4 protein-coding genes are annotated in these 7,710 nt (G+C 65.7%); all 4 read right to left on the reverse strand.

Translation table 11 applies throughout. From position 1 onward, the window contains the following. Positions 1-50 precede the first annotated feature (50 nt). Positions 51-3,233, reverse strand: a complete 3,183-nt coding sequence (locus tag DOL89_RS20805) for an efflux RND transporter permease subunit (protein ID WP_119681245.1) — start codon at positions 3,231-3,233, stop codon at positions 51-53. Then, positions 3,230-4,660: an efflux RND transporter periplasmic adaptor subunit gene (locus DOL89_RS20810; RefSeq protein WP_119681246.1), complete on the reverse strand. Its 1,431-nt coding sequence runs from the start codon at positions 4,658-4,660 to the stop codon at positions 3,230-3,232. The genes DOL89_RS20805 and DOL89_RS20810 overlap by 4 nt, the downstream gene beginning before the upstream one ends. A gap of 341 nt (positions 4,661-5,001) precedes the next feature. Then, positions 5,002-5,508, reverse strand: a complete 507-nt coding sequence (locus tag DOL89_RS25890) for a LysE family translocator (RefSeq protein WP_263973592.1) — start codon at positions 5,506-5,508, stop codon at positions 5,002-5,004. 274 nt (positions 5,509-5,782) lie between these two features. Further along, complete coding sequence (locus DOL89_RS20820) at positions 5,783-7,321, reverse strand: maltoporin (RefSeq protein WP_162937743.1); 1,539 nt, start codon at positions 7,319-7,321, stop codon at positions 5,783-5,785. Positions 7,322-7,710 lie beyond the last annotated feature (389 nt).

The raw sequence follows: 7,710 nt of genomic DNA on the forward strand, positions 1-7,710 counted from the left end.
GCCCAGGATTAGCCTAGGCGGGGCGGTAGGGTCAAAAGCTCCGTCCGGGATCACTCCGCGGCCGGCAGCTCTTTTGAAACCGGCGGCTTCGGCTTGCCGGGATGGGCCATCAACCAGCGCCCAATGCGCCCGAACCTATGGATCAGCCGGATCGATGCGGTCCTGACGTCATCCACTGCCAGCAGCATGGCCGGCATCAGGATCAGCACCAGGAAGGTGGCCGTACCGATGCCGAAGACGAAGGTGATGGCCATCGGCACCATGAATTGGGCCTGGACGTCGGTTTCCAGCATCAGCGGCAGCAAGCCGAAGATGGTGGTCAGGGACGTCAGCGTCACCTGCCGAAGCCGCTCCGCCGAGCCATGGACAACAGCGTGTTTCAGAGGCTCGCCGGCGGAATGCCGCTCATCAATGCTGGTGACTACCTGGATGCTGTCGTTCACCAGGATACCGGCCATGCCCATGATGCTGATGTAGCTCCACATGGTCATGTCCGCCCCCATGACGAGGTGCCCGAAGACGGCACCTGCGATGGAGAAGGGGATCACCATCATCACCGCGACCGGCCTGGCGAAGCTGCCCATGATCCAGGCCAGAACCAGATAGATGGAGACCAGCGCCACCACGATGCCGGCCATGAAGTCGGCCCAGAACTCCGCCTCCTGCTCGGCCCCGTCGCCCATGTCACGGGTAATGCCATATTTCTCCAGGATGGCCGGCAGATACTCCTTCTCCACGGTTTCCCGGATTTCACCCGGATTGGCGACGCCGATATCAACCTCGGCAAAGAGGGAGAGGGTGCGCTTGCCATTGGTGCGCAGGATACGGGCAAGGCCAGGGCGCTCCTCCAGCTCGACCACATCGCCCAGCGGCACCTCCATGCCCGCCGGGGAGCGGAGCCGCAGATTGCGGAGCGCTTCCTCCGTCTGGTCGGCGGCCGGAAGGCGGACGCGTAACGTGATCTCCTCGTCTCCGCGGGCGAACCGCTTGGCAATAGCGCCATCCAGCGCATCACGGAGCTGGCGCCCCACGGTCTCGCTGGTAAAGCCCAGAGCCTCGCCGCGCGGTGTGACCCGGACCACCATCTCATCCTTGCCGGCAGGCAGGTTGTCCTGGATGCCGCTGACGCCGGCAAAACCGCGCAGCACGTCCTGAAGCTCCAGTGAGGCCTTCTTCAGGACATAGGGGTCGTCGTGCTGAAGCCGCCAGCCGACACCGCTGCCGCCGAACCCACCGCGATCCTCCTCGAACACCACCTCGTCGATGCCGGGCAGAAGCTTTATCTCCTTCTCCCACATCTTCAGGATGTCTGGCAGGCGGTCATCGCGGGCATCCGGGGAAATCACCTCCACCTGCAAACCGCCCATATAGTCGCCGACCTGCTCTACCACGCGGCCTTCAACGGTTGCCCCGACTTGGCCGAGGGTCATTGTGACCAGCTCGCCCCGGCCGTAGCCCAGCTCCTGCTCCACCCGGTAGATCGCGTTCTCCGCCTCATCCAACTGCTGCGCCACCACCTCCCGCGGGGTGCCGGGCGAGAAGAAGACGTTGAGCGCCATGGCCTGGCCTTCCGGCTGGGGCGAGAAGGCGAAGTTCACCCGCCCGCCGGCCTGGAGGCCAATGGCGATCACCATGGCCGCCACCGCCGCGGCGATGGTGGCGTAGCGGTTGTCGACGGACTTCTGGATGATGGCGGTGAAAGGGCCGTCGCGGAAGCTGTTGAAGGCGTGATCGAACCTGACCCGCCACCGACTCGGCCGGCCATTGTCCTTTTCCAGCGCATGCTTGATGTGGCTGGGGAGGGTAACGAAGCAGCCCACCAGGCTGGCGATGATCACCGAGATGGCGACCATCGGCAGCGGCTCCACGAAATCACCGGTGGTTCCCTGCATCATCAGCATCGGCCCGAAGGCCGCGACCGTGGTGATGGCGGCGGCCGTCACCGGCCAGAACATCCGGCGCGCGGCGGTTTCGACAGCCCGCTTCGGGTCCCAACCGCGCTCATGCAATGTCTGGGCGTGCTCGGCCACGACGATGGCGTCGTCGCAGATGATGCCCACCATCATGATCAGCGCGAACAGGCTCATCATGTTGATGCTCTGCCCCAGCCAGAGCATGATCGCGAAGGTCACCGCCATGGAGGTGATCACGTCGACCACGATCCAGGCCGTGACCCGGACGCGCAGGAAGATGAACAGCACGGCGAAGACCAGGATCATGCCGCCGAGGGCATTGTCCAGCAGCATGTCGATCCGCTGCTCCAGCTCGCCTGTTTCCCGGTTGAACACCTCCAGTTTCACGTTCGGCGGAAGCGTGGAGATGTAGGAGGCCAGATACTCGTCGACCGTCCGGGTGATCGCCAGCAGATCGCCGTTCTTGGCCTTCTGCAGGCTGAGCTTGATGGCGGGATTGCCGCCGTGGCGGTTGACGGATGCGCCGTCCTCATAAGTTTCGCTGACGTTCGCGATCTCACCCAGGGTGAGCCGGCGTCCGGTCTCGTCCACCCGCAGGGTCAGGCCAGCGACGCCGGCGGCGTCCTCCTGCTGGCCCATGGTGCGGACCTGCTTTTCCAGCCCGCCGGAAAGCGAACCGGAGGGAACGTCGGTGGAGGACTGGCCGATGCGCCGCGCCACGTCCGATAGGGTGACGTCCAGCCGCTCCAGCTCCGCGGCAGGGATTTCCACCCAGATTTCGGAGTCCCGCATGCCGCGGACACTGACGCGGTCCACGCCCCGGTTCATCAGATCGTTGCGCAGCTTTTTGGCATGGGCCCTGAGCGCCGTCTCAGGAACCGGCCCGGACAGCACTACGTCCATGATGTCGTCGAAGATTTCGAAACGTTGGATGACCGGCTCCTCGGCACCCTGCGGAAGAGTGGTCACGTTGGCGACGGCCTGCTCCACATCCGACATGGCCTTGGTCATGTCGGTGCCGTTCTTGAAGTTGATGAACAGCTCGCCGATGCCTTCGCGGGACCGGCCGGTGACGTCGTCGACGCCGTCCAGGTAGCGGACCTCGCGCTCCAGCGCTTCGACGATGCTGCGGTCCACATCGTCGGCGGAAGCACCCGGCCAGGTTACGAAGACGGCCATTCCGGGAACCTCGAAGTCGGGCTCCATCTGGACTTCGAGTTTCTGGATTCCCCAAAGGCCGCCGATCAGCATCAGGGCCATGACGATGTTCGCCGCGACGCGGTGGCGGACGAAGCTGCGGATGATGCCGCCGGGGTTCATTTCCCGCCCTCCATGCTCTGGCTCGTGCTACCACCGCCTTCGGTGCTTGTCGCCTCACCGCGGATGGACACCTTCAGGCCGGGCCCGATCTCCTGGAAACGGGTGGTGACCACCTTGTCGCCATCCTCCAGCCCCGCCCCGATATAAACTGCACCCCCGTCGCGGGAGACGACCTGCACTGTGCGGATATCCAGGCGGTTCTCGGCGTTGATCACATAGACCCGATCCTCGCCATGCAAAGCCGTAGGCGGAAGCTGCACGACCGACTGGTAGGTGCGGTCGGGCATTTTGACTTGCACGAATGCGCCGGGACGCAGCGGCGCATCCACGAAGTTGCCGTCCAGCCGCACATAAATGCCGACACCGCCAGCAGCGGTGTCGATCCGGTCGATCACGCGCTCAACATGCGCGGGATAGCTGAGCTGGGTGCCGCCTAGGTTCCACACCACCTCCGCCGGACGGCCGAGGATACCCTGCCCGTCCGAGGCCAGCCTTCCGTAGGCATCGGTGGGGAGCGTCACCTGCGCCTCCAGCGCCGTGGCGCCGGACAGGGTGGCGACGCGGTCGGAGGGGCCGATGCGCATGCCGCGCTCGGCATTCACATTGCCGACGAAGGCATCGAAGGGAGCGACCAGCCGGGTGCGCTGCAGATCGGTCTCCGCCTTCCTCAGTGCCGCGCCGAGCCGCTCGACCACGGCTTCCTGCTGACGCACGCGGGCCTCCATGGCGCGCCAGTTGTTCTCCGCGGCAGTGAAGGTCTGCTCCTCCTGCGCCACGGTGAGCTGAGTCTGTTCCAGGCGCGGGGCCGCAATGGCGCCCTTCTTGAACAGCTCCTGATTACGGGCAAGCTCCCGCCGGCGGAGTTCGAGCTGCTGGCGTGCCAGCGCAACCTTGGCCTCTTCCGCCTCCACATTGGCGCGGAACTCGTCCAGCCGGGCCTTGGCCTCATCCAACTGGGCGCGGGTCTCGACCACCGTGAGCTCGTAATCCAACGGCTCGATGGTCATCAGCAGCTCGCCCTCGCGGACTACGCCGCCATCGTTCAGAACCGGCGACACCTCCTCCACCGTCCCAGCGACCAGGGCGCGCAGATCGACCCAACGTCCGGCGGCAACGGTCCCGAGAAGCTGGATGGTGGGCTGATGGTCGGTCCGATAGGCGACGACTGTGTCCACGGCCCAGACCTGCTCTGGCTTGGCTTCCCGCTGTACTTCGGGCTTTGTCACCGTGAGGGTCCAGTAGGCAACCGCCGAGCCGAGCAGGATGGCTATTGGAATCAGCGGCCGCCGCCACCGCTTGGCCATGCGCCAGGAGGCGCGTCCGATACCGGACAAGTTGATACGGCCACGGCCAACCGACGGCGCGGCAACGGTCTCCGATGCGGCACTTGCCACAACGGGCCGGAAAGTTGCGTCCAAGGAATCCATGCCCCTCTCCTGCGCGAACAGGTATTGCTGTCGAGGCACCCCCGCCGCGTCCTTCCCGCGGAGGGTGCGCCCATCCCCGCGCCCTTTCAAGCAGGCGGCGTGCCAGTTTACCGGCCCGATGAAAAAGCCCTGGATTTGCGCGGATCGGCGGCATTGCCCGGTCGTGGACCGGGTCGGAGCTGTAGCAGGATTCGCGAACGAATGGCGTAGTCGGCCACACGGGAAGTGGCGATGGCGATCCGCCGCTCGACCTCCCGGAGAGCCCCAGGGCACGTCATGCGCGCAGACCCGAACCGAGTCGCGTGGAAACGTTGGATCAAACTTTCAGTCAGAAGACGGCTTCAGCCGGCACTGGCCAGAGCCAGAAGCAATCCGGCGCCGAGCAGTAGGCCGCCGGTAATCCGGTTGAGCGCTCTGGCCGCAGCCGGTCCGGACAGGCGTGCCGCCAGCCGGTCGCCGCCAGCGGCATAGGCCATGATCCAACCGAACTCGATGACCAGCATTCCGGCGATCAGAATGGTGAGCTGCGGAGCCAGCGGCCCAGCGGGATCGATGAACTGGGGGAACAGCGCCGCCATGAAGATCAGGGCCTTGGGATTGCTGACGGCGACCAGCACGCCTTTCAGCAGCAGGGGCCAGCCGCCGCTACGCGGAACCTGCCGCACATCGGCGGATTGCGCCGGGTCCGCGGCCTCGGCCACCGGGGCACGCCAAGCCTGGACGCCCAGCCACGCCAGATACGCCACCCCTGCCCATTTGAAAATCTGGAACGCGGCGGGAGACGCGATCAGCAGCGTCCCGACGCCGAGCGCTGACAGCACCGCCAATGCCGCCAGGGCCAGACACATGCCAACCCCCCCCAGGCCGCCCCGCGCATGCCATGCGTCAACCCGAAGCCCAGGGCCAGGAGCATGTTCGGTCCCGGCGTCATGGACAGGAAAAAGCAGGTCACCAGAAATATGGCGAGTGTATGCGAGCTCATGCAGTCGGCCATGATCTGCGGAAGGCGGGAACAGACCATGCCGCGCGTACGGCCGGCAATCGCATATCGGACGGGTCAGGAATGCAGCAGCCGGAATCTGCCGGCGGTCGGCTGCTGCACCCCCGTCCTGGGAAGCATGCTCACCACCAGGTCTCAATCTGAGCTCCGAAGGTGAGATTGCTGGTGCCGTCGCCGGTGCCCAGCAGACCGGCATCGCGGGCCGCATCATTCCAGTCGGCATAGGTCACGAACAGGCGCAGCTCCGGACGGTCGAAGAAACTCCGGCCCGCTTTCAGCGTGGGTGCCAGGGTCACCTTGGTGAGCGTGCGGGTCGATCCCTGCTCCGGCATCACGCGGTCATGGCCGACCTCCAGCGCGAGGGCGAAGTGGTCGGTGAAGTGATACATCGGTCGCGCGCCGATGCTGAACCAGTCCCGCCGATCGGCGGGATCGCCTCCGGTCTGCTGCTCGAACAGCGCGACCGCCTGGGCCGACCAGTTGCCGATCTCGCTGAAGGTGAATTGGTCGACGATCCGCCAGGTCCGGGTGCCGCTGCCGACCGTATCGTCCGGAATGTTGGAGAGGGTGGAGCCTGCCCCCTGCCCGTACTGCACCGCGACCGTGTTGGAGCCGCCGAACAGTCCCGACTGGCTGTGCTGAAGGGTGAGGAAGAAGCCATTCTCGCCCTCGAAGCCGTCCCGATTCTCCTCCGAGATGCGGATGTCGCCGCCGATGGCCAGTGTGCCGCCGGGATTGACCGCAATGTCCGTCAGGCGGAAATCGTGCCGGCTGACCGCCCTGTCGGTGACCTGGATGCGGGCATCGGTGATGGTACGCTCGCTCCCCAAGCTGTCGCGGACGTCGAAACTATCGAAATCATCCTCGGAGTTGCGGAACCAGGCATAGGAGAACTTGCCCCAACCCAGGTCCAGATCCTCCATACCGGCGCCAGGACCGGTGGCGTCCCAATAATAGAAGTCGATGATGTGGACGTCGTTACGCTTATAGAAGCGCTTGCCGCCCCAGAAGGTGGCGGTGCCGAGGATACCGTCGAACAGGTTGGTGGCCCCCACCCAGGCTTGGCGGAAGGCGGCCTCCGTGGTTTCGAAATCCCCCTCGCCTTCCACCAGATAGGCCAGCAGGGCCGTGACGCTGAAGCGCGCTCCCCCTTCCGTCTCCGCCACCAGCGCATCGAGCTGCAGCTCGCTGAAGACCTCGCACTCGTTGCCCAGGCGGTATTTCGAGCGGGCGCCAGGCACTTGGAAGCAGACTTGATCGCCGCCCCGCTCATGCCCGCCGATGCCGGCCCGTAGATAGCCCGTGAAGTCCAGCGCATAATCGTCGAACATGCCGGGCAGCCCCTTGTCCTTGGCCGCCCAGTTGCCGGCGGACGGCTTGGATGGCTGGGCCGGGACAGTCGGCATGGTACTGGCGTCCGGCCGAGCAGCCGCCCCGGCGACGGGGCCGGCACGGCTCGATACCTCGTCCAGAATGCGATGCCGGTAGACCGTATAATCCTCATCCGTGATCAGGTTCTGGTCCCGCAGATTCTTCAGGTAGGCCAGCCGGTGCTGTAGATCGTCGGCAGCCCGCGCATCCTGCGTTTCGCGCGCGTCCTGCGCCTGGGCCGGCACTGCGGCCAGCCCAGGCCCGAGAAGTCCCAGGGCAAGGGCCAGCATGATTCCGGCCCGGCCCCGACGGGCGGCTGGCGGACCATCGCACAGGCGCCGACTGTCTCTGTTCCCGCGTCTGACGGCGGGCTCCACATCTTCGGCAAGATCCATCGTGTCCCCCGGTCTTTTCTTTCACCCCCAAACAGACCTGCCAAGTCAGGGCGGCGGCTATTCCGCTGCCCTGGTGATCGCCGGCACGGCGGTCTGGTGGGCCGTGAGCACCAGCCGTTCGGCCTGTCGCCGGTTCGGCAGCACCTCGAATTTGCCGCACACATGGCCCAGCCGTTCCGCCGCCCGGCCGAGTACGTCGAGCGTCGATGTGGGTCCGTCCCTCCTGACGCCCCGGACCGGTTCACCGAAGTCCATGGGCGCGCCGAGCAGAATGTCGATCCGAT

The organism is Indioceanicola profundi (assembly GCF_003568845.1).
Classification (GTDB): domain Bacteria; phylum Pseudomonadota; class Alphaproteobacteria; order Azospirillales; family Azospirillaceae; genus Indioceanicola; species Indioceanicola profundi.

Coding starts and splice junctions, on each gene's coding strand:
- DOL89_RS20805 (WP_119681245.1), bottom strand. CDS start 3,233: ATGAACCCCGGCGGCATCATCCGCAGCTTCGTCCGCCACCGCGTCGCG.
- DOL89_RS20810 (WP_119681246.1), bottom strand. CDS start 4,660: ATGGATTCCTTGGACGCAACTTTCCGGCCCGTTGTGGCAAGTGCCGCA.
- DOL89_RS25890 (WP_263973592.1), bottom strand. CDS start 5,508: ATGTGTCTGGCCCTGGCGGCATTGGCGGTGCTGTCAGCGCTCGGCGTC.
- DOL89_RS20820 (WP_162937743.1), bottom strand. CDS start 7,321: ATGCTGGCCCTTGCCCTGGGACTTCTCGGGCCTGGGCTGGCCGCAGTG.